Source organism: Rhodoplanes tepidamans, assembly GCF_030813915.1.
Taxonomy (GTDB): Bacteria; Pseudomonadota; Alphaproteobacteria; order Rhizobiales; family Xanthobacteraceae; genus Rhodoplanes; species Rhodoplanes tepidamans.
In genome coordinates this window covers 1-23,891 of sequence record NZ_JAUSUJ010000027.1, presented here as the reverse complement: position 1 = coordinate 23,891, position 23,891 = coordinate 1, and the positions used below count along the sequence as shown (strand labels likewise).

The window sequence follows — 23,891 nt, the reverse complement described above, 5'->3', positions numbered from 1 at the left end:
CGCCGGCCTCAGAAGCCGTCCGGCATATCGGCCGGCACCGGCGCCTGCGCCGTGCGCGCCCGCCGGTCGCGCGGCGGCCAGGCCAGCGCCGCGTACGGAACCGGATCGAGCGACAGCACCGGACTGTAGAACGGGTCGGCGGCGAGCGCCTCGCCCCAGCGGGAGCGCAGCATGCGCAGCTCCCGCTCGTAGCGGGCGGCGCGGTCGGGGCGGTCGTCGCGGCCCCGGCTCGACGACTCCCGGTGCCACAGGCGGGCGTGCGGCGTCATCACGATGCGGCGGCCGGCGGCGCGCAGCTTCAGGCAGTAGTCGACATCGTTGAAGTTCACCGGGAAGGCGATCTCGTCCATGCCGCCGACCGCCTCCCAGTCGGCCCGCCGGGTGAGCAGGCAGGCCGCCGTGACGGCGCTGCAGTCGTGCGCGACCCGCAGGAGATCGCCGTAGCCGGGGTCGCCGTCGAGCCTGTCGTGGAAGGCGTGCGCGGCCCGGAAGGCGGGGCCGAGCACGATCCCGCCGTGCTGCACGACGCCGCTCGGCCACGACAGTAGCGCGCCGACCGCCCCGACCGTGGGATCGGCGAGGCGCGACAGCATCTCGCCCAGCCAGTCGGCGTCGCGCGCCTCGACGTCGTCGTTGAGCAGGCACAGATGGGGGCCGCCGCTCGCCGCCACGGCGATATTGTTGAGCCGGGCGAAGTTGAACGGCCCCGTGATCCGCATCACCGCGACGTGGCGCGACGGCAGGCCGGCCAGATAGTCCAGGGTCGCCGGATCGCTCGTCTCGTTGTCGAGCACCAGGATACGGCCGTTCGCGCGCGCCACCGCCGGGGCGATTGAATCGAGGCAGCGGCGCAGCAGGTCGTGGCGGTCGCGCGTCGGCACGATCACGGTGACGTCGGTCTCGGCGGCCTTGCGGATCACGTGCACGCAGGGGAGCAACGCGCCGCGGCCCGGCGTCACCTCGGCCCGGGTGCCGCGAGCGCGCAGATGGGCCGTCGTGGCGGCGAGCAGCGCCCGGGGCGACGGCACGACCGGCGCCGGCATCGTCGCCGCCGCGCCGGGCAGATGCACGATCCGGCCGGCCGCCGCGGCGTCGTCGTCCAGCGTCGCGTTGAACAGGCGGAACAGCGAGGCGGCGCCCGCCGCGGCGGCGCGCAGGGCGCGCCGGCGGTCGGTCGCGAACAGATAGGCGCCGTAACCCTGCTCGAGCATGCGCTCGTAGTCGAAGGCCGGCAGCGCCAGCGGCCAGAGCGTGCCGTCGCGGGCGCGCAGGTCGAAGTCGCAGTAGACCGCCGGCGCGTCCGGTGCCTCGCGCACCGCGGCGGCGAAGCGGGCGAGCGCCGTCGGCGCCAGCGCGGCGCCGGCCGGCACGAACACCACGTGGCTCGCCTCGCGGGCGTCGTCGGACAGGAAGGCCCGCAGTGCCTCCGCCTCGAAGGCGGCCGGCTCGGCGAGCGCCGGCATCGCCCCGGCGATCCAGTCGGCGTGGCTCTGGGGCCCGAGGCTCGCCAGCGTCGCGTCGACGTCGCCGGGCCCCACCATGACGATGGCGAGCGGCACCGCGATCGGCTCGGGTGCGGCGAGCGGAAAGCGCTCCCGCCACTCCGCATAGGCGCTCGTCGGCAGCGAGGCCGGGATCAGCCGGTCGAACAGCTCGCCGCGAATCCGCTCGCTCTCCAGGGCCGCGAGGCCGTCGAGCGTGCGGGCGAGGCCGTCCGGAAAGGCGACGAAGGCGAGCGGGCATTCGGGAAAGTCGATCCCGTCCGGCCCGGTGACGACGAGGCGGTGGACCGTGCCGTCGGCGAACCGCTCGGGGAGGTGAGCCTGGAAGGCGCGCACCGGCCGGCGGTCGTCGGGCGCGGCCGGCGACTGGGTCCAGCCGGTCGCCGTCACGGTGGTGATCGGCTCGCCGTCGACCTCGACGAAGACCTCGAAGGCGTCCTCGGGGTTCGGCGCGATCCATCCGGAGAAGCGCAGGCCGCCGAGCCAGCGCACGCCGCCCGCGCCGGTCGTCGCCGGGCTCGGCCCGAACGCCGCGTCGAGCGCGACCGGCTCGCCGATCCGGATGTCGAGATTGGCGAGCCGCACCTCGACGCGGCGGGCGTCGGCGAGCGCAGCGAGGGACGGCGCGAAGACGAAGCCGCAGCTGCCGTCGCCGTCCGTCCGCGCCGCCGGATCCTCGACCGGCAGGTCGGCCCGCATGCTCGCCACCGCGACGCCGTCGATCAGCAGCTCGACGACCAGCCGGCGGCCCGGATCGCCGCGGTCGAGCGCCCAGCCGGAGAACAGGCGTTCGTCGACCCGGTCGAGCCGGCCGTCGAACGGGGCGGCGGTCGGTTCGCTGCGTCTGGCGGCGCTGATCGCGGTCACGGCATCATCCAATCGCGCAGGCGTTCCGCCACGGCGTCGTCGGGGAGCCGCGGGTCGAGCGGGAGATCGCCGCCGCGGGCCGCCACCGCGGCCTCCGACCAGTCGGGAAAGGCGACCGGCCGCGCAGCGGTGCGGGCACGCGCGATCAGCGGGTGCCCGAACAGCGGCGCGCCGATGCCGGCGAGCACGTGCGTCAGGCGATGCGCCTCGATCATCCGGTCGAGCTCGTCCGGCGTCACCGGGCCGGTGACGAACACGGTGCCGAGGCGCAGCAGGCCGATGTCGTCGAGCGTGCCGCCCAGAACCACAATGCGGGCGGCCGGCGCGGTCCGGCGCAGCACGTCGGCGACGGCGCGCAGCAGCCGGTACTCGCCGGCGTCGCCGCGCCCCGAAACGATGCCGAGCCGCGGCGCGGCCGTGCTCGCATCGTCCGGGGCGGAGCGGGGACGCAGGACCGGGGGCACCGAAGCCGCGGCCTCCGCCGCGCTGCGGCGCACCGGATCGCGCACGACGGGACGATCGACGAGCCGCTGCGCGAACCGTTCGGCATCGGCGTCGGGCGCGACGATCCGGGCGGCTCGCGCGACGACCTCGCGGCACTCCGCCATGTGCCGCAGCGTTCCGTCGGCGACGACGACGTCGAGCGGTGCGCCGAGAGTCGTGATCAGGTCGAGCAACCCCTGCGACACGGCGCGGATGTCGACGATCTCGATGCGGGCCGGACGCAGGCGCCGCAGCAGCGCGTCGAGCGCGGCGCGCCCGTCCTCGGTGTCGAGCCCGAACCGCAGCGACTGGGGCAATGCGTCGGCCGGATGGGCGAGGGCCGCGACGGTGCCGCGGCGCGACGGCGCCACCGTCAGCACGAGCGCGCTCTCGCCGGCCGCGAGGGCCCGGCGGCCGCGGGCGCGGGCGATCTCGCCGAGCGCCCCGCCGCCCCCGACGATCACCACGGGATGAGTGGCGTCGAGCGCCGCCGCCTCGAGCCGGCCGCGCGCCCCGCGCAGCGGATCCGCCTCCACGAAGGCGAGGCATTCGGCGCGATAGAACGGGAAGCGGGTGTCGAGGATGTCGAGATTGCGCAGCACCAGCGAGCGCTTCTCCTCCTGGAACGAGCGCGACCCGGCATGCCCGACGAAGACGGACGGGACGCACACGTTGCGGAAGCCGAGGGCGCGCGCCCGCAGGCAGTAGTCGACGTCCTCGAGATAGCCGCGATGGAAGCGGTCGTGCAGCGGGCCGACCGCGCGGGCGCAGGCCGCCGTGACGTACAGGCAGAACCCGATGCCGCTCGGCACGTCGACCACCACGCCGCCGTTCGCCTCCGCGGCGAGCGCGTCGAGTCGCAGGATCTCCTCGACGGCGGGCAGCGGATTGACCTCGTTCGGCACCGGGAAGCTCGCGAACTCGCCGTTGTTGGAGAGCGGCATCGCGGTGCCGATGCCGGGCGCGGCGTACGCCGCCGCCGCGAGCCGGTCGAGGAAGCCGGGCGGCACCACGGTGTCGGCGTTGAGCAGCACCACGTCCTCGTCGACGATCCGCTCGAGAACGCGGTTCACGGCGCCGACGAAGCCGAGATTGCACGCGTTCTCGACGAGCTCCAGCGACGGCGCGGCGGCGATCGCGGCGAGATGCTTGCGGATGCGCGGGTCCGGGCTGGCGTCGTTCACCACGACGGCGCGCACCGGCCCGCCGAGCTCCGGCAGCAGCTGGTCGAGGCACAGGCGCGTCGCCTCGAAGTCCTTGTAGACCGGCACGATCACGACGGTCGGCCGGGTCTCGCCGGCGAACACGCGCAGGGACGGGCGCGCCTCCTCCGGGCGCGGCCGGGCGAGCCCGGCGGGGCGGCGGCTCACGCTCGTCGCGGCCGCCCGTACCGCATGCACGGGCTCCCCGCGCAGCGACAGCAGGATGGTCTGCGGAGCCGGGGAGGGCGGCCGGGCGAGGTCGAAGACGACCGCGCGGGTCTCGGCGTCGCTCAGCCGGTGGAACGGGTCGGCCGGCAGCGACACCGTCATCTCGCCGCCGGCGTCGTCGCGGACCGCGATCTCGAGCGGCGCGTCGCAGCGCCAGGCGGCCCAGCCGCGGATCGCGTCGTCGAGCACCGCGACGGTGGCGAAGCTGCGGTCGCCGCTCGCCCACACGATCGCCAGCGCCTTGCGCAGAACGTCGAGGTCCTCGTCCTGGGCGAGGAGCCGGCGGGCGGCACGGCACTGCTCCGGCCCGCTGCTCCAGGCGAGCATGCGGCGGCAGGCGGCCACGTTGTCGGGGGCGAGCTCGAGGGCACGGCGGCAGTCGGCGATCGCCCACGCGCCGAGGCCGAGGCGGTGCGCGGCCTCGGCCCGCAGCAGGAAACTGTGCGCCTGCGGTGCCGGCGCGATCCGGCAGCGGCGATCGGCGAACGCGAAGGCCCCGGCGTCGTCGCCCTCGCCGAGAGCGCGGGCGGCCATCAGCTCCAGCGCCTGGTGATGTGGCGTGTCGAAGAGGGTGGGGCGGCGAGCCGGCCCGCCATGCCGGGCCACGTGGGACCGGGCGGCCGGGCCGGGGGCGGGGAGCGGGGACGATCCGGCGTTCGGTGGCACGTCGGCGGCCCGCCCGCGATCCGGCCGGTCAGGACTGCTTGGCCGGGCTGCGGAACACGCGCACGCGTCCGCTCGGCCGGGCGACCGGCTCGTCGACGGCCACGGCCGCCGGCCGCACCGGCGAGACCACGGGCATCCTCACCACGGCCCGACGCTCGACCAGATTGACCCGGAGGCCGACCATCGGCTCGCGGCCGGTCGGGCCCGACAGCGCGACGCGCTTGCCGCCGGCGCGCACCGGCGCCGAGCCGAGGAACAGCGCCTCTACGGCCAGGTCGACGTCGCCCGCCATCCCGTCGATCTCCAGGATGATGCCGCTGAGGGGCAGGGCGCGGCCGCGCGTGCCGGCGAACCGGCCGCACGTCGTCATCCGGCTCTGTCCGGCCTGCGATCCACGCCCGCCCGCGAACTTGACGGCGTAACGCAGCTCGAGTCCCGCCGGCTTGTCGGGCCATTCGATGGCGATCCCCTCGATGCGCGACGGCGCCCGCGGGCCGGCCACCCATTCGTCCGCCGCGACCGTCACGTCGCCGATGCCGGCGACATGGCCGAGCAGCCGGAACCCGTCCAGCGCCAGCGGCTGGCCGGCGCCGCCGATCGGACCGGCGCCGTGCAGCGCGTCGCCCTGCGAGAGCTTCTCCACCTTGACGCGCGCGGCGACCGAGCCGTTCGGATGGGACGACGCCACCTCCACCTCGAGGCGCCCGGGCCGCTCGGCACGGATCACGAGGCAGGCGCCGGGCTGCCACAGCACCGGCTCGCCGGCGTCCGGCTCGAGCACCAGATCCAGATTCGCACCGTCGGCGTGGACCCTGACGAACGGCGGCCGTGCGTCGTCCTCGGCGCTCTCGTAACGCAGCAGGAACACGCCCCGCCCGATCTCGACCGGCTTCCTCTGGCCCTTAGCGACCGCCATGACAGCCCATTCCCCTTGCGATTCCGAACATTGCGCCGGGCCGGACCGCCACCTCCGGCGGTCCGGCCGGTCGCCTTCCGGCGCGCGGCGATCCGGAACGCGTCGTCATGATATGATGCGACGACATCAACGTGACGAAGTCCGACGTGGTGGTTCTCATCAGCGAAGTGATATGTAACACATCGTGCCGTGTTCGTCCGGACTCCACAACAGATTTAGATGCGAGGCGCCGTCCCCCGCGATGAACGTGCTGTTCGTCCACAACAATTTCCCGGCGCAGTTCAAGCATGTCGCCCGCGCCCTGGTGCGCGATCCGGGCAACGCCGTCGCCGCAGTCGCCACCCGCACGGCGCGCGGCATTCCCGGCGTGCGGCTGCTGAAATACGGCGTCGCCGACATGGACACGTCCGCCACGCATCCGTTCGCCCGCCGCTTCGATCTCGAATGCCGGCGCGCCGAGGAGGTGCTCTACGCCCTCACCAGCCTGCAGACCTCGGGCTTCGTCCCCGACGTGATCGTGGCGCATCCGGGCTGGGGGGAGACGCTGCCCCTGCGGGCGATGTTCCCGGCGGCCCGCATCGTCGCCTATTGCGAGTTCTACTACGCGGCGACCAATCGGGACGTCGGCTTCGACCCGGAGTTTCCGGCACCCGGCCTCGACGGGCAGGTCGGCCTGCATCTGAAGAACGCGGCGACCCTGCTGGCGCTCGCCGACTGCGACATCGGCCTGTCGCCGACGGAATGGCAGCGCTCGACCTATCCGGCCCAGTTCCACGACAAGATCCGCGTCGTACACGAGGGCGTCGACACCGACGAGATCAGGCCCGACCGGAGCGCCCGCTTCCGGCTGCCGTCCGGCCGCCATCTCGGCCAGGGCGACGAGGTGGTCACCTTCGTGTCGCGCAACCTCGAGCCGCTGCGCGGATTTCACGTGTTCATGCGGGCCCTGCCGGCGATCCTCGCGGCGCGGCCGGCGGCCGAGGTGGTGATCATCGGCGGCGACGATCCGGGCTACGGCGTACGGGCGCCGGAGGGGAAGACCTGGAAGCAGACGATGCTGGAGGAGGTGGGGCGGGCGGTCGACCGTCGCCGCGTCCACTTCGTCGGCCGGGTGCCGTACAGGTCCTTCGTCGCGGCGCTCCAGGTCTCCTCCGCCCACGTCTACTGGACCTATCCGTTCGTCTTGTCGTGGTCGCTGCTCGAGGCGATGAGTGCCGGCGGCCTGGTGATCGCCTCGGACACCGAACCGGTGCGCGAGCTGATCGACGGCCGCAATGGCCGCCTCGTGCCGTTCTTCGACGCCGAGCAGCTCGCCGCCGCCGTGATCGAGGCCCTGGCGCATCCCGAGCGGTTCGAGGCGATGCGGGCCGAGGCCCGGCGACACGTGGTCGAGCTCTACGACTCGGAACGCATCTGCGTGCCGCGGACGCTGGCGCTGCTCGCCGGCGAGGCCGGAGAGACCGCCGGCGCCCACGGGGCGGCGCGTCCCAGCCGCGCGCGCAGCCGGCGTGTGACCTTCGCCGAATCGGCGGACTGATCCGGGCGTGATCGGCGTCCCGCGGGCGCTGCGTCCGGTCCCGTCGTCCCGAATTCCGAATTCCGGCCCGGTGTGGCCCGCATGCGACGCGATGCGCGAGCGGACCGCGCGCCTCCGTTCGTGAAACGACGTACGAAGAGCCGAAGTGATTATCATGCAGACCCGGAGATTTCGCAGGTGCGAAATCTCCGGCGGGCACGATCTCGGCGACGATCGAACGCAATGGACGCGAGAAAAACATGCAGCCGATGCGGAGACGTCGGCTATCGACGTTCGGCGGCGCGGACGATCGGCTCGTATCCGGGCTCGAATACCGTGACATAACACTGGATGTCCGAGACGAAGGTCATGGAGGCCGCCGGCGATCGTGCGTTTATGACGAAAATGAGAAGCATCTCGTCGGCATTAGACTATCGATTCATTAAATATCATGTTGACGCTTTGGATAACGTCGGATTAACATAACTCCGAAGCGGCGGCCCAGGCGGCGCGCAGTGCGCGATGCGGTGCCCGACGTTACGGGCGCAGCCGGGTCGATCATCTTTGAAGAGGGGCGACACGACATGGCAGCTTCGTATCTGACCCAGGCCGAACTCGAAGCCCAGTTGAGCGGGAACGGCGGCAATCTCGATCCCGCCGTCCAGCAGGCCATTCTCGACACCCTGTACGGCAACGCGGGCACCAACGCCTGGATCGAGGAGACCGACACGGTCGACACGATCGACACCGAGACCGAGGCGCTCGACTTCACCGGCACGTCCGCGGTCGTCGACACCGACACGGCGCCCAACCTCTCGGTGGTGATCGGCGACAACGCCGCCGGCACCAACATCACGGTGGTCGGTACCGACACCGAGCGGAGCGTCCTGCTGGCGGGCGGCGTCGGCAACGACTCGCTGAGCCTCTACGACGCGGCGGCCTCGACCGTGCTGGCCGGCTCGGGCGACGACTACGTCGTTGTCGGGAGCGGCGACTCGGTCTCGGGCGGCGAGGGGGCCGACACGCTGGTGTCGGTCAGCAGCGTCGACGGCGCGATCCTCGACGGTGACGCGGGCAGCGACCTGCTCGTCGGCGGCGCGGGAGCCGACAGCCTGTATGGCGGCGACGACAACGACGTGCTGGTGGCCGGCAGCGGCAGCCAGCTCCTGTCGGGCGACGGCGGCGACGACTTCCTCGCCGACTGGGGGACCTCCGGCGGCTCGACGCTCGACGGCGGCGAGGGCAGCGACACCATCTACGGCGCCGGCTCCGATACCCTCTTCGGCGGCACCGGCAACGACAGCCTGGTGTCCGGTAGCGACACGCTCGACTCGGCCCTGCTCGACGGCGAGGCCGGCGACGACACCCTGATCGGCGGCGCCGGCGCCGACTCGCTCTACGGCGGCGACGACAACGACCTGTTGGTCGCCGGCTCCGGCACCGGCCAGCTGCTCGACGGCGGCACCGGCAGCGACACGCTGTACGGCTTCGGCTCCGACGAGCTGCACGGCGGCGACGGTGCCGACAGCGTCGTCTCGTGGTCGAGCACGGGCGTCGGCGCCGAGCTCTACGGCGACGCCGGCGACGACACGCTGGTCGCCGGCGCCGGCGCCGACTCGCTCTACGGCGGCGGCGACGACGACCTGATCGTCGGCGGCTCCGGGGCCGACCAGTACCTGTCCGGCGGCGACGGCGACGACCGCATCGTCGACTACACGTCGGGCGCCTCGACGCTCGACGGCGGCGACGGCAACGATTGGCTCACCGGCAGCGGCGACGACACGCTCGACGGCGGCATCGGCAACGACACGCTCGAGTCGACCGGCGGCGCCGAATCGCTGGTCGGCGGCGCCGGCGACGACACCTTCCTGGTCCAGAGCCAGACCAGCGCCGACACGATCGACGGCGGCGCCGACAACGACGTCGTGGTGTTCGAGGGGCGGGCGACGACCGACGTCGGCGACATCAGCTACGACAGCGGCACCGGCTACTACACGCTCACCTTCACGGACGGTCAGACGATCGAGATCAAGGACGTCGAGACGCTGGTCTTCACCGACGACACCCGCACGCTCTCCTGAGCCGGAGAGACGCCCTGAACGGAACGCCCCGGCCTTCGCCGGGGCGTTTGCCGTTCGGGTCCCCGACACCGCGGGCCGGGCGGCCGGAGCGCGTTGCGCCGCCCGCGGTCGTGCGGTCCCGCGGCCGCCGGGCCGGCGGTATCACATAGTTATGATATGCCGGCCGTATTCGGCCGCATTCGGATGCTAGCCCGGGGCCGATTTGTTATTGTGCGGTGCGGCCTCGACGACGAGCGTCCGTCGCGGCCGCGGCTCGCGCAACTCACGGACGAACCATGAAGCGGAAGCTCTCCTCCCCGACTCTCGCCGAGCTTCGCCCCCTGCTGCCGGCCTACACGACGCTGGGACTGTTCAGCTTCTTCATGCCCGTCCTGTACTTCGCCGGGCCGATGTACATGTGGCAGGTCTACGGCCGCGTGATGGTCAGCCGCAGCGAGAGCACGCTGTGGGTGCTGACCGCGATGGCGACCACCGTCATCGCCCTGATGATGGTGCTCGACTGGATCCGCCGGCAGGCCCTCGACCGTCTGGGCGTGGCCATCGACGATCGGCTCAGCCGATCGTTCTTCGAGCTCCTGCATCGGCCGAAGTCGGCCGCCCGCGCCGCCTCCGCTCCCTCGACGCTCGCCGACCTGAGCACGGTCAGGGACTTCCTGTCCGGCTCGCCGGTGATCTCGATCTTCGACCTGGTCTACATGCCGGTCTACGTCGTGCTGCTGGCGCTGGTGCACTGGGCCTTCGCCGTGGTCGCCATCGTCATCATGGGCAAGATGGTCCTGCTCGCGCTGCTCAATCACGTGCTCGTCAAGGGCGACAGCCGGCGATACCAGCAGATGTCGATCAAGGCGCAGGAGTTCGGCGGGGCGATCGCCCGGAACGCCGAGACGGTGAGGGCGCTCGGCATGCTGCCGGCGCTGCGCGACCGCTGGTACGCCCTGCATTCCAAGATGCTGGGCTGGCGGTCCGCCGGGGCGCGGCGCACCGAGGTGATCGCCAGCATCGTGCGGTTCTCCCGCGTCATGCAGATGATCGTCATCTACGCCGTCGGCGCGTTGCTGTACCTGGAGAACATGGTGGCGCCGGCCTCGATCATGGTGGCGCTCCTCATCATCAATCGCGGCATCGGGCCGCTCGACAGCGTGATCTCGAACTGGCGGGTGTACTCGAACTTCCTCGCCTCGCTCGATCGTCTGGACGATCTGCTGCGCGACGCGGGCGAACGTCCGAGGAAGGTGAGCCTGCCGCGGCCGGTCGGCACCCTCGCCCTGTCCCGCGTTTCCGCCGGCGCGCCGACCGGCGAGCGGATGATCCTGCACGACATCTCGTTCCAGCTCGCGCAGGGCCGCACCCTCGGCGTGGTCGGCGTCAGTGGCGCCGGCAAGAGCTGCCTCGGGCGCGTGCTCGTGGGCATCTGGCCGATCGCGCGGGGCAGCCTCACGATCGGCGATCACGAGCTCTCGCACTGGAACGAGGACGAGCTCGGTCGCCATCTCGGGTATATCGGGCAGGACGTCGAGCTGATTCCGGGCACCATCGCCGACAACATCGCGCGCTTCGACCCCGACACCCCGGAGCGGATCGAGAGGATCATCGCCGCGGCGGAGCTCGCCGGCATCCAGGATCTCGTGAAGGCGCTGCCGGAAGGCTACAACACGCGGGTCGGGCCGGGCGGGCACGTGCTCTCCGGCGGCCAGCGCAACCGGATCGCGATCGCGCGGGCCGTGTACGGCGATCCGAGCCTCGTGGTTCTCGACGAGCCGAACTCGAATCTCGACGCGTTCGGGGAGCAGGCCCTGACGTCGATGATCCAGAAGCTCCAGGCCAGCGGAACCACGGTCGTCATCATCACCCACAAGGTCAACATCCTGAATGTCTGCGACGACATCCTCGTGCTCAACGGCGGCGCCGTGCAGGCGTTCGGCTCGCGCGACCAGATCGTCAACCGCATCCCGCGGCTGAAGGCGCCGACGTCGCTGACCGTGATCGAAGGGGCCCTGGACGGCCGGAGGTCTTGAGATGGACAAGGAACGCATCGAGGACGTCCCGGCCCCGGTCGCTTCGTCCGACTGGAAATCGATGCTGTGGCTGGGCGTCGGCGTGATCGTCTTCACCTTCGTCGGGCTCGGCGGCTGGTCGGCCGTGGCCCGGATCGATTCGGCCGTGGTCGCCGGCGGCATGGTGTCGGTCGAGTCCTACCGCAAGACGGTCCAGCACCTCGAGGGCGGGATCGTGCAGGAGATCATGGTCCGCGACGGCGACGCGGTCCAGGAGGGACAGGTGCTGCTGCGACTCGACCCCACCCGCAGCGGTGCGGCGGAGAAGATCCTGCGCCAGCAGCTCGCCGTGACGCTGGCGCTGGAGGCCCGGCTCATCGCACAGCGCGGCCTCGCCGACGCGGTGGTGTTCCCGGACGAGGTCGCCAAGGCGGGCGGCGATCCGCTCGTCGCCAACGCGATGCAGGACAACCGCCGTCAGTTCGAGGCGCGGCGCGGCAGCCTGCTGCAGGCGACCGAGGTGATCGAGAAGCTGATCGCCCAGGCCCGCAAGGAGGTGGAGCAGTCGATCACCGATCAGAAGACCGCGAGCGACCAGCTCCAGTCGATCGGCCAGGAGCTGCCGAATCTCCGCTCGCTCCTGGAGCGCGGGCTCGTGGCGCTGCCGCGCGTGACCACGCTCGAGCGGCAGGAGATGGCGACGCGGGGGGCCCTGCAGACGGCGAAGATCAATCACGACAAGGCCCGCGAGAAGATCGCCGAGCTGGAGGCGCGGCGCGAGCAGCTCCGCCAGGAGTACCGGCAGGAGGCGGCGAATGCGCTGCCGGACGTGCGCAAGTCGCTCGGCGACCTCGTCCAGCAGATCGTCGTCGCCAGCGATGCGACGAAGCGCGTCGAGGTGAAGGCACCGGTGTCCGGCACCGTGCAGCAGTTGCGCATCTTCACGGTCGGCGGGGTTCTCAAGCCCGGCGATCCGATCCTCGACATCGTGCCGGCGTCGGACACGCTCGTGGTGCGCGCCAAGGTGAGCTCGACCGAGGTCGACCGCATCGTCGTGGGGATGCCGGTGGAGATCCGGGTGCCGCAGTTCACGCAGTACCAGATCCATCCGATCGGAGGATCGGTCCGCAGCATCTCGCGGGACAGCATCGTCGACGAGGTGACGCGACAGCCCTACTTCGCCGTCGAGGTCGCGGTGGAGCGCGCCTCGATCCCGCGCGAGATCGAGGACAAGCTGTCGGCCGGCATGGTGGTTGACGCTCTGATCAGGACCGAGGAGCGCACCGTTCTGCAGTTCCTGCTCTCACCGCTGGTCAACCGCCTCGCCAGCTCGCTCCGCGAGCGCTGAGCCGGGCGGCGGCCCGGCCGGCGTCGCCTCGGGATCCGGCTCGCGCGCGAAGCCGATGTCCTCCGGCCAGAACAGCAGGCCGTCGTCGAGCGCGAGCGGAAAGCGATCGACGTCGACCATCTGCTGGAGCTGACGGTCGAGGGGCGGGGGCGCCGGCTCGCTCGTCTCGTCCGGCTCGGGCAGGGCACCGCGCGCCAACAGCCGCTGCGAGAAGACGGCGGCCGTGGCGATCTCGATGCTGCGGAGGTCGTGGCGGGCCATCGCGGCGAGCGCGCCGTTCTTCAGCGTCGAGAACCGGCCGTGGTCGACCGTGAAGAACTGCGGCGCGTCACCGCGGGACGGCGCCGCCTCGCCGTCGGCCGCCGGAAGCCGCAGCGGCACCAGGAGGTCGGCGATCATCAGCCGGTCGAGCGCGGCCGGAAATCCGGCCTGACCGGCGGCGAGCGTGACCAGCAGCTTGTGGATCGCGGCTATCTGCGGGCCCGGCCGCCCGTCCCGCGCGATCTCGACCGGGCCCTGCGGGTCCAGCACGCCGGCGTCCTCGCGCAGCGTCACCTCGTCGAGCGGATCGCCGCTCCCCTGTCGCAGGTGGAACGGATGGCAGCGCACGGCGATCGGCATGTAGCCGGCCTGCCAGCGGCCGTCGGCATCGAGCGGCGGTCGGGCCAGGTAGCGTGCATCGACCAGCAGCCCGAGCATCGGTCGGGCGGCGACGAAGCGGACCACCACCGGAAAGCTGTGGGCGCAGAGATGCAGCTCACTGTAGCCGACCGGGAGGACGGCGTGGTCCTTCACCCAGCCCTGGTCGGTGGGGAGCGACAGGCGCAGATGCGCCACCTCGCGGAGCGATCGCAGCGTCATGGCCGCACTCGCTCGGAGACGGCGGCGGCGGGGCCGGGAGCGGCTCCGGGCTCGGCGCGGCGCGCCATCTCGGCGACCCGGGCGAGCCGCTCCCTGACATGGGCGCGGGCTGCCGCCACCACCACGCCGGCGCGAAACAGCGAGATGCGATGAAAGCCGAGCAGCTCGGCCGCCGCCGCGCCGTGCCGCCCGACGATATCGCCGTAGGCCCCGGTGGCGAAGGCCTCCTGGCGGGCGACCGACAGGTCCGGAATGCCGATCATCGATCCCTCGATGTCGAAGGTCAGATCCCAGGGCTGCAGCAGATCGGCGTCCGCCAGGGCCCGGCCGACGGCGCGGGTGAGCGGGAGCTGACGCTCGACCAGCTCGAGCATGCGCAGGCGGAGCGTGGTGGCGAGGCTCGGCCGCCCGTCCGCGGCCGTGACCGACGCGCCGATGTCGGTCGGTGCGTCGGCGACGGCGTCGTCGATCAGCCGGGTGCAGGCGTCGTCCACCCGTGTCGCGAGCACGAAGGGATAGGCCTGGAGCACCAGCGGATGCACGCCGCGCAGGCCCGCGGGCTGCGCGCCGGCCTCGTCGATCAGGGCGCGCACGACGACGAGATCGAGGTCTTCCTCGCGCCGCCGCCATACGACCGGGAAGAAGGACGCGAGTCGGAACACCTCGCCGATCACGATCGGGACCACGGCGGTGTCGCGGACGATCCGGTAGGCGACCGGGGCGAAGATGCGGCGGCTCAGGGCGTCGCCGTCGAGGGCGATCGGATGTTCCGCGAGTCTCATCGTCGCCTCCCGGTCGGGTGCAGGTGGGCCGGACGGCGGCCCTCGGGGCATGCGGGCGGGGGATCCGATCGGCGCGACGTCACGATGCCTCGGCCTCGTCGTCGAACAGGTCGAAGCCGACGGCGCGGAGGTCGGCCCGGATCGCCTCCTGGTCCGCCCTCTCCATGAAGGCGAGGGCCCACAGATCGTAGCGGCCGCGCGCGACGAGGACGGCGGGGAAGCCGGAGTCGAGCAGCAGGGTGCCGAGCCGGTCGCAGGTGAACCCGGTGTTGTGGGCCATGTGGACGCTGCCCCGCGTGATCGACCGGCCGTGCCCGAAGATCATGTCGGAGACCGTGATCGGCCCGGCCGGCGACGTGTAGACGACGTGGTCGAGGCCGTGCGCTACGACCAGGGCCGCCACCGTCTCGATGTCCGGCGAGGTGATCAGGGCGAAGCCGTCCGGCTTGAGGACGCGGCGGAACTCGGCCAGCGCCTGCGGCACCTGATGGGCGTAGAGGTGCTCGAGCGTGTGCGAGGACCACACCGCGTCGTAGCTCGCGCTCGCGCAGCCGGCGCTCATGTCGGTGATCGAGGCGATCACGTCCGGCTGCGTCTCGGGCGCGATGTCGAGCCGCGTCTCGTCCCACCCGGCCGGAGCGAACAGGGCGTGCAGCTTGCCGCGGGCCGAGCGCATGCCGCACCCGGCGTTGAGAACGCGCCGGCTCGCCCGGTCCCGGGACGTCGTCCCGGCGCCGCTCACGCGCCGCTCGTCGGCTCCCGTCCCGTCGGGCTCTGCATCGGCGGCGCCCGCGGCGAGGGCTGCCGTGGCCCCGATGCGCCGGTCGTCCGCGCCGGGCGTCCGCTGCGCGCCGTCGTCCGCGGCCCGCGGCGAGATCCGCAGGCGCGGCCCGCGGGCGCGCCCTATGCCATTGCCGGAGCCGACCATTCGATACGCACCTCGCCGAAGAGGTCCGGCCGGACCGCGCCGTACCGGACCGCGCCGTCGCCGGATCGCGACGGACATGACATCGGAATGTGGCATTCGTAGCACATGTTCGGTAATGTGAAATCTATCACACTAATGGCGTATCCCGCTCGCTGGCATATCATGTAACATATCTCGCTGGTCCGTCATGGTAACAACTATGAGTCGTCCGAAGAAGGCCCCGGCGTCGTCCGCCGGTGGGGAGGTCGAGGAGGCGGGCGCGCGCGACGTCGCTCCCGTCGCGGCCCATCCGTCACGACCGGACGTGGTGGAGCTGCGCAGCACCGATCTTCCCTATGCCGAGCTGGACCACGACGCGGCGGTGTTCCGCGGCTTCGCGATCGACTACGTGGTGCGGATCGACGGGCTCGTCTTCGTCTCCGGGTGGGTGGCCGGCTACGAGGGCGCCGAGGTGGTGCGTCCGGGCGAGCGCGGCGGCGGACGGGCGAGTGCCGGCGCCGTGACCTTCTTCCGCCGGCCCGATCTCGAGATGGCGTATCCCGCCTCGGCCGACAAGGTCCGCGGCATGCTCGCGGCGATCGACCTCGGCAAGCGCACGAGCTTCTGGCTGTGCGGGACCCGTTTCGAGCTCGGCGCGCCGCAGGCCGACGATCCCGGACTGGAGCGGCTCGCCGCCGAGCACAAGGCCCGGCTGGGTTTCGTGCTCGCCGCGGCGGGCGACCGGTCCGGTCTCTGCGCCCGCGTCGCCGCCCAGGTCATTCCGATCTCCAGCCCGCGGGCGCGCGGCTTCGTCGAGCAGGCGAAGGGTGTTTCGGCCCACGGCGGTCTCGTCGTCGGATGGGTCGTCACCTGCCCGGGCGTACGCCTCGCGCTCGCCGATTCGGCCGGCGGCTTCGTCTGGGCCGACAAGGCGATCCGCTGGCACCGCCCGGACATCGTCGACGCGTTCGGCCACGAGTTCGGCAACGACACGTTCAACGCCGGGTTCATGCACGCCTGGCGCAGGCCGATCCTGCTCGGGCAGGAGATCCGCCTGATCGCCGTCGACGGCGACGAGGCCTGCACGGTGGCGGCGGCGCGATGGGACGCCGCACCGCAGGAGCCGGTGAGCTTCGCGCGCTGGGCCTTCGCGTTTCCGACCCCGGCCGACCGCTTCTTCGAGCGGCTGGAGCAGCACGACGGACCGATCATCGAGGCGCTGGTGCAGGCCAAGCTGGCCGGCCGCCCGCGCGACCGCGTCGAGCTGTCCGAATTCGGGCGGCTCCCGGCGGACCCGCGCTGTTCCGTCGTGGTGCCGTTGTTCGGGCGTTTCGACTTCATGCTCAACCAGCTCCTCGCCTTCTCGGAGGACGAGGAGATCCGCGACGGTGCCGAGCTGATCTACGTGGTCGACGACCCTCGCATCCTGTCGGACGTGCGGCGCGCGGCGCCCCGCCTGTTCGAGGCGAACCGCGTCCCGTTCCGCCTCGTGTCCGCCGGCGACAACCGCGGGTTTTCCGGTGCCAACAATGTCGGCATCGCGGTCGCGCGAGCACCGAACCTCCTGCTGTTGAACTCGGACGTGATCCCGATCGAGCCGGGCTGGCTCGGCAAGATGCTGGCCGTGCTCGAGTCGCGGGCCGACGTCGGCGCCGTCGGTGCGCGGCTGTTCTACCCGAACGGATCCGTCCAGCACGACGGCATCGCCTTCGCGTGGGAGCCCGATCTGAACGCACACGTCAACAAGCATCCGGGCATGGGGCTCGAGGCGCCGCCGCCGAGCCCCAAGGCGACGCCGCGCACCGCCCTCACCGGCGCGTGTCTCCTGATGCGGCGGGCCGACTATCTGCGCATCGGCGGCCTCGACGAGGGGTTCCTGGTCGGCGACTTCGAGGACTCGGATCTCTGCCTCAAGGTGCGGGAGGCGGGATTCTCGCTCGTCTGCGTGGAGGACGTGAACCTCGTCCACCTCGAGCGCCAGTCGTTCTCCGCCATCGGCCAGGACAGCTTCCGCAACTTCGTGGTCCGCTACAACGCGTGGCGCCACGAGCGCCGGTGGAAGACGGCGATCACGGCCATTCTCGCCGCGGAAGGCGCCTCATGAAGGTTCTCGTCATCGCCCACGGCCATCCCGACTTCAGCGTCGGCGGGGCCGAGATCGCCGCCTTCAACCTGTACCGCTCCCTGAAGGACAACCCGTCGGTCGAGACGGTCGACTTCCTGGCCAGGACCGATCTGCCCTCGGTGTCGCACGGGATGATCGCCATGCGGCGCCCGAACGAGTATCTGTGGCGGCAGGACATGCACGACTGGTTCCTGCTGCGGAGCGCCTATCCGAACGGCATCTACGAGTCGCTGCGCGGGTTCCTGAAGGTCAAGAAGCCCGACGTCGTCTACGTGCACCATTACGCCCATATCGGGCTCGAAATGCTGCGCGAGCTGCGCCGCGAGCTGCCCGACGCCTTCGTCTGCCTCACCCTGCACGAGTACATGGCGATCTGCCTGAACCGCGGCCAGATGGTGAAGGCGCGCAGCAACCGGCTGTGCCACAAGGAGAGCCCGGAAGAGTGCAGCAGCTGCATGCCGGAGCGCACCGCGGAGTCGTTCTGGCTGCGCAAGCACTACATCCAGAAGCACTTCGAGGCGGCCGACATGTTCGTGTCGCCGTCCGAGTTCCTGCGGCAGCGCTACATCGCCTGGGGCATTCCGCGGGAGTACATCGTGGTGATCGAGAACGGGCAGCCGCAGTTCGGCGCGCGGCCGCTCTCCTCGGAGCGGCAGAGCCTCAGGCACCGGTTCGGCTTCTTCGGCCAGATCACCGAGTTCAAGGGCGTCGACATCCTGCTGCAGGCCCTGCATCTGATGCGGACCGACGTGCGGCGGAGCATCCAGGTCGAGATCCACGGCGCCAATCTGGAGCAGCAGGAGCAGCGCTACCAGGACCTGATCGAGAAGCTGCGGGCGCCCCTGATCGTCGAAGGCTCGCTGCGCTGGGTCGGCGCCTACGAGCCGCACGAGCTGCCGAAGCGGATGAGCCGGGTCGGCTGGGTGGTGGTCCCCTCCATCTGGTGGGAAAACTCGCCGATGGTCATCCAGGAGGCGTTCTGCTGCCGCCGGCCCGTCATCGCGGCCGGCATCGGCGGCATGGCCGAGAAGGTGCAGCACGGCGTGACCGGGCTGCATTTCGAGGCGCGCAGCCCCGTCGATCTCGCCGACACCCTGGCCGAGGCCGCCACCACCAGCGGCCTATGGGAGCGCCTCGCCTCCAACATAACGCAGCCGATATCGTATGACGATTATGCGATCGCGTATCTGAGTTTGGCCCGGGCCGGTTGAGCCTAGCCGGCATTTCGACTAACGTCCGAAACAACGCCCAGGTCATGACGGAAATGAGAATGAATGCGCGAAAGCCCAATATCCTCGTGATGATTCCTGCCGGTAAGCGTTACGAGCACGACAAGATCATGATCTACGATCAGGTCCGCTCGGATTACATTAACAGCTACTTCAACACGGGCGACATGATGGTGTACGACTCCATCCTCAAGTTGCTCGACTTCGCCGACCTCGACGTCCTCAAGATCGCCAACCCCACCGAGGCGGACATCGCGCGCTACAACGCGATCTTCGACTACGTGATCCTGCGCGCCTCGAACTTCATCCACGAGTACATGCGGTGGGAGAAGGCGGAGTGGGTGCTCGGGCAGCTGAAGATCCCGGTCTACGCGATCGGGGTCGGGGCCCAGGCGGAGGCGCGCCGCAAGGTCGAGCTGTCCGACGAGAGCAAGCGGATCTGGTCGCTGATCGCCGAGCGGAGCCGCGCGATCGGAGTCCGCGGCGCCTTCTCGGCCGAGGTGCTGGCCGACAACGGCATCAAGAACGTCGAGGTGGTCGGTTGCCCGTCGCTGTTCCGCAACCGCGATCGCGACCTGAAGCTCGCCCTCAAGGCGCCGGCCGACAACAAGCGCATCGCCTTCAGCCTGCGGCGCGAGACCAGCCACTACTACGCGGCCGACACCAAGGCCTTCACCCGGATGCAGCGGGAGCTGCTGCTGCGCGTCTCCGACACCTACGACACCACCGTCACGATCCACGGCGAACCCGAGGAGAAGGCGTTCTTCGCCAAGGACGAGGCCGCCATCGGGCAGGCCACCGAGCGGCTCCGCAAGGCGGAATGGTTCACCCCGGAGAACGAGGCGCGGCTGACCGACATATATCGCAGCAGGCTGTTCCTCAACGACAGGGTCGAGGACTACGACACCATGATCCGCAAGCACGACTTCGCCATCGGCTACCGGGTGCACGGCGTCCTGCCGGCGCTCGCCAACCGGGTTCCGGGCGTGGTCGTCAGCTACGACACGCGTTCGAGCGAGCTCGCCGAGACGTTCTCGATCCCGACCTACTCGGCCGAGGCGATTCTCGAGCAGCCGCTCGAAAAGGTGCTCGACCCCGGACAGTTCGATCCGTTCAAGAAGAACTTCGGGTCGAACTACGACCGCTTCAAGGGCCTGCTCGATCGCTGCGCGATTCCGAACAGGATGTGATGGTGGACGCGATGAACATCGTCCGGCGTGAGAGGGTCTGCGCATGATCGGCGTGCTGGCGGCGAACGACGGGACGGCGACCAATCCCGACATCCAGACCTCCGCCGGTCTGATGCGGGTGACCGGCCGCAACGTCGGAAATCTCGCCTTCTGGTACACGGCGCGACGGCTGCTCGACGAGGAGGTGACCTTCGTCCCGTGGAAGACGGCCGGCAAGTCGCTTCCGAAGGGGCTCAGGGCGTTCGTCATCCCGGCGGCGAACTTCATCGGGACCCACTCCAACCTCGCGCCGATCACCGAGATCGTCCGCGAACTCGACCTCCCGGTGGTCATCGTCGGCCTCGGCGCCCAGTCCGAGCGCGACGACGTCATCCCGCCGGTCGCCGACAACGTGAAGGAGTTCCTGGTCGAGGTGTCGGCCCGGACCCCGTTCATCGGCGTGCGCGGAGAGTATTCGGCGAAGGTCTGCAAGGCGCTGGGCGCGTCCAATGTCGAGGTTCTGGGCTGCCCGTCCGTGCTGATGAATCCGGACCGGAAGCTCGGTGAGACGGTCGCGGCCAGGATGAAGGAGCTGGAGCCGACGAGCATCGCGGTCCACGCGGCCTGCCGGAAGGGCAACCTGACCAGCGTGGAGCGCGAGCTGGTGCGTCTCGTCCAGCTCAAGCGCGGCTCGTCCTACATCGTGCAGCGTCCCCCCGAGCTGATCGCCGCCATGTACCGCGAGACGCTGAACGAGCAGGACTCCGCCTATTTCGGCGAGGTCGCGACGTTTCTCGGCATGTCGGTCGACGAGCTGCGCGCGTTCCTCCTGGACTACGGGCACGTGCCCAGCAGCGTGCCGTCCTGGCAGGTCTACATGAAGCGGTTCTCCTGCTCGATCAACACGCGCATCCACGGCACCATGATGGCTTTCCAGTCCGGGATCCCGTCGCTGTGCGTCACGCACGACACGCGCACCCGCGAGCTCGCGGCGAAGCTCAAGCTTCCCGGGCTCGAGCCGTCGCAGATGATCGAGCATCGCTACGACATCAAGCGGATGTTCGCGGCGACCAAGTTCGACCCCGTGGCGTTCGAAGTGAATCGGGCCGAGATAGCGGCGCGTTACAGGGCGCTGTTCGCGGAGCTCGGGCTGAAGCCGTCGTCGCATCTCGAGTCGTTCGTACGCCGGCCGGCCTGATGGCGGCCGGTCCGGACGGTCGGGACGCTGCGTCCTGCCGCCGCTCGGGGATCCGCCGGCGTCGGATCGGTGAGGTGAAGGGGCGAGGAGCGTTCGCATGAAGATCTGTGCGATCACGCAAGTCTACAACGAGTCGTTCAATCTGCCGATCTGGATCCGGCATTACCGCAAGCAGATCCCGGGCGTCGACCTCCTCGTCGTCGACGACGGCAGCGACGACGGCTCGGTCGCCGCCGTCGCCGGCGACGTTTCGGTGATGAAGCTGCCTCGGGTTCCGTTCGACGACGGCAAGCGTGCGAACTTCGTTTCCGACCTCGCCAGAAATCTGTTCCGATACTACGATCTGGTGATCTACACGGATTCCGACGAGCTGCTGATCGCCGACCCGCGGCGCTTCGAGAACCTGCTGGCCTTTTTCACCGCGGACGAGAGGGAGGCCTACACGGCGATCGGCCTCAATCTGATCCACAAGCTCACGACGGACGCGCCACTCGATCTGTCGGTCCCGATACTCGCGCAGCGGCGGCATGTTCAGTTCGTCTCGCCGATGTGCAAGACCTCGGCGGTGCGGCGGGCGGTGCGCTGGACCGGCGGATTTCACGGCAGCACCGCGCAGCCGAGCTTCGGTGGGCTTTATCTGATCCACAACCGGTGGGTCGATGTCGGCCAGTGTCTGCTCCGGCTTCGCACGACGCGCGGAATCGTCTGGAAGAATGCGGCGTCTTCCGGCCACACCACGGCGGAGTACCGGGCCGTCCTCAAGCGTTTCATCGAACTCGACGACTGCCCGTTCCGGGAGTCCGAGGACTTCCTCTTCGGACCCGAGATCGCCAAGATCGTCGCGGGCATTACCCTCCAGAACGACTACTACAGGATTCCGCAGAACGTCCGGCCACGGGCCGTCTTCGCGCTGCCCGACTGGATTCCGACGGATATCGTCTGACGGCGCGCACCTGCGGGCGCGGAGAGAGACAGCGGCCGCGAGCGGGGCGGTCGACGTCCTGGGGCCGACGTGTTCGGCGAGGAAGACCGAGGAGGTGACATGCGCAAACGACTATTCCCGATCCTCTTGGTCGTGGCGGTCGCGGGCTCCGTCCATCCGGGGCACGCCTCCGACGGTCCCGCCGTGTCGCTGACGGTCGCCGGCGACCAGCAAGTGCTCTACGAATGGAACCGTCAACGCTGCGATGACGAGCAGATTCCGGACTCGCCGGCGCGGGCGTTCCGACGCGCGGACGGCGAGATCGTCCTGATCGCCACCCACCGCACCAACTGGGCGCTCATCGGCAGTGATTTCGCGTCACTGCGGCCGTCCTGCGAAACGCTCCTGCGCGGGACCGACTATCCAGCCGGGACCGGCAAGCTGTGGATCCAGGCGACCTACACCTATGACGGGAAGAACGTCGCGGCGCTGGTCAGCCAGGATCTCGCGATCGAGTCCAGGCAGGCCGGCTGCGATCCGGCCGGGCGCATCGGCAAGTGCTGGCTCAACAAGATCCTCGCCGCGCGGTCGTCCGACATGGGGCGGAGCTTCGATCTTTTCGCTCCGAAGGACCGTGTGGTCGTCAGTCTCTCGGACCGATATCCCGAAGGAGCGGATCGCCGCTACGGAGCCTTCACCACGACGAACATCGTCAGGAAGGACGACGCGTTCTACACGATAGTGTACATGCAGGGCTCGGATCAGGCGGCGTCGGGGAACTGCCTGTTCAGGACGTCGGACCCGATGGATGCGGGGGGCTGGCGCGCGCTGAGCCTCACCGGCTTCGACGTCGACGTCAAGTCGGACGAGGATGCCAGGAGGTGCGTGAAGCTTCCCCATCTCGGTTTCGAGGCGCGGTCGCTCGCCTACAGTGCCAAGCACGGCGTCTGGATCGCAGTGCTGGCCGGCCGCTTTCAGCTTGCCGGCGACGATCGGCCGGTGGCCGGCTTCTATGCCTCGACCTCGCCAGATCTGAAGGCGTGGTCCAAGGTCGCTCGCATCATGCGGGCGCCGATCAAGCCACGCGAGGAGCGCCCGGACCAGTACTGGTACTATCCGTCACTGATCGATCCGGACAGCACGTCCGCGAACTTCGACACCATCGACGGCGATACCGCCGTTCTGCTGTTCACTGTAGGACACCTCAGGAACGGCCGGGGCACCATGAACCGCGACCTTCAGTATGTGCCGGTGAGACTCGAGGCGTCGGTGCCGTAGCTCCGGCGTCGTCTCGGTCCGGCGCTCGGTCACGAGTATAACATCAGGTCGCTTGTATAACATCGGCCGGATGGTAAAGTTCGATCGATCCGCCTTCCTTCGGGAGTGAAAGTCGCTTTGTCCTCCACCTCGCTTCCCCGCCTGATCGTCCCGCGCCGGTTCTCGGATTCGCGCGGGTGGTTCTGCGAGACGTTCAACGCGCGTCGGCTGCTGGATCAGGAGGGGATCGCGGCGGGGTTCGTGCAGGACAACCAGTCGTATTCGGCGAAGCGGGGGACGGTGCGGGGGCTGCATTTCCAGGTGCCGCCGCACGCCCAGGGCAAGCTGGTGCGGGCGGTGCGGGGGCGCATCTACGACGTCGCCGTCGACATCCGGCGCGGCTCGCCGACCTTCGGGCGGTTCGTCGCGGCGGAGCTGACGGCCGAGACGGGCGGGCAGCTGTGGGTGCCGGTCGGCTTCGCACACGGCTTCTGCACGCTCGATGACGATGTCGAGGTCGCCTACAAGGTGACGGACTTCTATGCGCCGGAGTGCGAGGGCGGGATCGCCTTCGACGATCCGGACATCGGGATTCCGTGGCCGGTGGCGCGCGATCTCGTCAGCCTGTCCGACAAGGA

At 70.4% G+C, this 23,891-nt stretch carries 17 protein-coding genes; 11 read left to right on the top strand and 6 right to left on the bottom strand.

The features are described 5' to 3' along the window. Window positions 1–8: 8 nt before the first annotated feature. The 3 genes from J2S22_RS25280 to J2S22_RS25270 all read right to left on the bottom strand — a co-directional run bounded on the left by J2S22_RS25280 (window position 9) and on the right by J2S22_RS25270 (window position 5,864). The gene (locus tag J2S22_RS25280; protein ID WP_272777556.1) at window positions 9–2,369 is read right to left on the bottom strand and encodes a glycosyltransferase family 2 protein; all 2,361 of its coding nucleotides are present in this window, start codon (window positions 2,367–2,369) and stop codon (window positions 9–11) included. Further along, complete coding sequence (locus J2S22_RS25275) at window positions 2,366–4,816, bottom strand: glycosyltransferase (RefSeq protein ID WP_272777555.1); 2,451 nt, start codon at window positions 4,814–4,816, stop codon at window positions 2,366–2,368. Before J2S22_RS25275 ends, J2S22_RS25280 begins: the two co-directional genes overlap by 4 nt. Before the next feature lie 160 nt (window positions 4,817–4,976). Next, on the bottom strand, window positions 4,977–5,864 hold the full coding sequence (locus tag J2S22_RS25270) for a hypothetical protein (RefSeq protein WP_272777554.1): 888 nt from the start codon (window positions 5,862–5,864) through the stop codon (window positions 4,977–4,979). Between the two features lie 241 nt (window positions 5,865–6,105). Here J2S22_RS25270 and J2S22_RS25265 point away from each other — a divergent pair, with 241 nt between their 5' ends. The 4 genes from J2S22_RS25265 (at window position 6,106) to J2S22_RS25250 (ending at window position 12,803) form a co-directional block, all read left to right on the top strand. Beyond that, window positions 6,106–7,401 (top strand): glycosyltransferase family 4 protein, encoded by a 1,296-nt coding sequence (locus J2S22_RS25265; RefSeq protein ID WP_272777553.1) that lies wholly within the window; start codon window positions 6,106–6,108, stop codon window positions 7,399–7,401. A 563-nt stretch (window positions 7,402–7,964) separates the two neighbouring features. Next, entirely contained in the window at window positions 7,965–9,461 is a 1,497-nt protein-coding gene (locus tag J2S22_RS25260; RefSeq protein ID WP_272777552.1) for a calcium-binding protein, read from the top strand. Window positions 9,462–9,736: 275 nt separating this feature from the next. Next, window positions 9,737–11,476, top strand: coding sequence for a type I secretion system permease/ATPase (locus tag J2S22_RS25255; protein WP_272777551.1), 1,740 nt, complete (start codon window positions 9,737–9,739; stop codon window positions 11,474–11,476). Between the two features lies 1 nt (window position 11,477). Next, window positions 11,478–12,803, top strand: coding sequence for an HlyD family type I secretion periplasmic adaptor subunit (locus tag J2S22_RS25250; protein WP_272777550.1), 1,326 nt, complete (start codon window positions 11,478–11,480; stop codon window positions 12,801–12,803). Here the strand turns inward: J2S22_RS25250 and J2S22_RS25245 are convergent. The 3 genes from J2S22_RS25245 to J2S22_RS25235 all read right to left on the bottom strand — a co-directional run bounded on the left by J2S22_RS25245 (window position 12,759) and on the right by J2S22_RS25235 (window position 15,188). After that, the gene (locus J2S22_RS25245) at window positions 12,759–13,664 is read right to left on the bottom strand and encodes a SapC family protein (protein WP_272777549.1); all 906 of its coding nucleotides are present in this window, start codon (window positions 13,662–13,664) and stop codon (window positions 12,759–12,761) included. The two genes, J2S22_RS25250 and J2S22_RS25245, sit on opposite strands and share 45 nt — an antisense overlap. After that, window positions 13,661–14,446: a SapC family protein gene (locus tag J2S22_RS25240; protein WP_272777548.1), complete on the bottom strand. Its 786-nt coding sequence runs from the start codon at window positions 14,444–14,446 to the stop codon at window positions 13,661–13,663. Before J2S22_RS25240 ends, J2S22_RS25245 begins: the two co-directional genes overlap by 4 nt. 79 nt (window positions 14,447–14,525) lie before the next feature. Beyond that, window positions 14,526–15,188, bottom strand: a complete 663-nt coding sequence (locus J2S22_RS25235; RefSeq protein WP_336417754.1) for a class I SAM-dependent methyltransferase — start codon at window positions 15,186–15,188, stop codon at window positions 14,526–14,528. A 385-nt stretch (window positions 15,189–15,573) separates the two neighbouring features. On the opposite strand from J2S22_RS25235, the gene J2S22_RS25230 reads away from it, so the two are divergent. The 7 genes from J2S22_RS25230 to rfbC form a co-directional block, all read left to right on the top strand. Continuing rightward, complete coding sequence (locus tag J2S22_RS25230) at window positions 15,574–17,457, top strand: glycosyltransferase (RefSeq protein ID WP_272777546.1); 1,884 nt, start codon at window positions 15,574–15,576, stop codon at window positions 17,455–17,457. Then, the gene (locus J2S22_RS25225) at window positions 17,454–18,689 is read left to right on the top strand and encodes a glycosyltransferase family 4 protein (protein ID WP_272777545.1); all 1,236 of its coding nucleotides are present in this window, start codon (window positions 17,454–17,456) and stop codon (window positions 18,687–18,689) included. Before J2S22_RS25230 ends, J2S22_RS25225 begins: the two co-directional genes overlap by 4 nt. A gap of 89 nt (window positions 18,690–18,778) precedes the next feature. Beyond that, a complete protein-coding gene (locus J2S22_RS25220; RefSeq protein ID WP_272777544.1) occupies window positions 18,779–19,897 on the top strand; it encodes a polysaccharide pyruvyl transferase family protein in 1,119 nt (372 codons plus the stop codon). 43 nt (window positions 19,898–19,940) lie between these two features. Beyond that, window positions 19,941–21,074, top strand: coding sequence for a polysaccharide pyruvyl transferase family protein (locus tag J2S22_RS25215; RefSeq protein WP_272777543.1), 1,134 nt, complete (start codon window positions 19,941–19,943; stop codon window positions 21,072–21,074). Between the two features lie 97 nt (window positions 21,075–21,171). Further along, entirely contained in the window at window positions 21,172–22,017 is an 846-nt protein-coding gene (locus tag J2S22_RS25210; protein WP_272777542.1) for a glycosyltransferase family 2 protein, read from the top strand. A 99-nt stretch (window positions 22,018–22,116) separates the two neighbouring features. Beyond that, a complete protein-coding gene (locus J2S22_RS25205; protein ID WP_272777541.1) occupies window positions 22,117–23,274 on the top strand; it encodes a hypothetical protein in 1,158 nt (385 codons plus the stop codon). A 117-nt stretch (window positions 23,275–23,391) separates the two neighbouring features. Then, window positions 23,392–23,891: dTDP-4-dehydrorhamnose 3,5-epimerase (gene rfbC, locus J2S22_RS25200; RefSeq protein ID WP_307155890.1), on the top strand; the 500-nt coding region annotated here is incomplete at its 3' end.